The 1229-nt window shown below is 71.9% G+C and carries 1 protein-coding gene and 1 pseudogene; one reads left to right on the forward strand and one right to left on the reverse strand.

Annotated features, from left to right (window positions below; genetic code table 11):
• On the forward strand, positions 1-887 hold an 887-nt coding region (locus AC1DZ6_RS25450), incomplete at its 5' end, for a sensor histidine kinase (RefSeq protein ID WP_477099866.1).
• A 149-nt stretch (positions 888-1036) separates the two neighbouring features.
• On the opposite strand, the pseudogene AC1DZ6_RS25455 reads toward AC1DZ6_RS25450, so the two are convergent.
• Positions 1037-1229: pseudogene (locus tag AC1DZ6_RS25455) on the reverse strand (hypothetical protein); the annotation flags it as partial.

A 1229-nucleotide genomic window follows, 5' to 3' on the forward strand; every position in this document is an offset into this window, starting at 1 on the left:
CGCCCGACCTGCTGGTGGGCGTCATGCGCGACGCCACGATCGAGCGGGCCCGCGAGACCGCCCTGCAGCAGGCCCGCGCCGAGGCCGAAGGCCTGGCCGCCGGCCGTGCCCGGTTCCTGGCCAATATGAGCCACGAACTGCGCACGCCGCTGAACGCCATCATGGGCTTCTCCGACATCATGCGCGCCCGGATGTTCGGCCCCCTGACCGACCGCTACGGCGAATACGCCGAGCTGATCCATGAGAGCGGCCGCCACCTGCTGGACCTGATCAACGACGTGCTCGACATGTCCAAGATCGAGGCCGAGCGCTTCGAGCTGCAGCGCGGCGAGTTCGACGCCCGCGAGGCGGTGACCGCCGCCATGCGCCTGCTGCGGGTCCAGGCCGACGCGGCCGGGGTGCAACTGCGCGGCGTGCTGCCGCCGAACGAGCTGGAGGTCGACGCCGACCGCCGGGCGCTCAAGCAGATCGTGCTGAACCTGGTGTCCAACGCCCTGAAGTTCACGCCGCGCGGCGGCCAGGTGACGGTCACCGCCGATGGCCACGACGGCGAGTTCGAGCTGGTCGTCGCCGACAGCGGCGTCGGCATTTCGCCTGAGGACCTGGAACGGCTTGGCCGCCCCTACGAGCAGGCCGGCGGCGTCGATCAGCGCGCCAAGGGCACGGGCCTGGGCCTGTCGCTGGTGCGGGCCTTCGCCAAGCTGCACGGCGGCGAGATGAACATCGAGAGCCGGCTGGGCGCGGGGACGAGCGTGTCCGTCCGGATGCCGGTGCTGCTGAAGGCCTCGCGCCCGGCGATGGAGGCTCCGCTGCTGGAGCCTTTGCCGGAGGTCGAGCCGGACGACGAGCTTGGCCCGAACGTCGTGAAGTTCGCCCCGCCGAGGTAGGCGGCTCACCCACCTGCCCCCTACGGGTCGCTTCGCGACCGTCTTCCCCATAGGGGGAAGACCCTACAGCGCGAGGCTCCTCCGCCCCCTATGGGGGCGGACAGACCGCGTAGCGGCCAGGTGGGGGCAAGCGTTAGCCGCCCAGACCCCTACCGCAAGAACGCCCGCCCCGCCGCGAAATCCCCCACCTCCACATACGCCCGCCGGACCACGTCCACGCCGCCGCGGCTGGTGAACACGAACTCGACGGTCGCGGCCTCGCGGGGGTCCAGGCGGCTCATCGCCTCGGCGGCTTCGCGGGGGAAGCGGAACGACAGGCCGGTCTTGGCGCCGGTCGGCAGC

This window comes from Caulobacter sp. P1_B12_2, assembly GCF_056406675.1.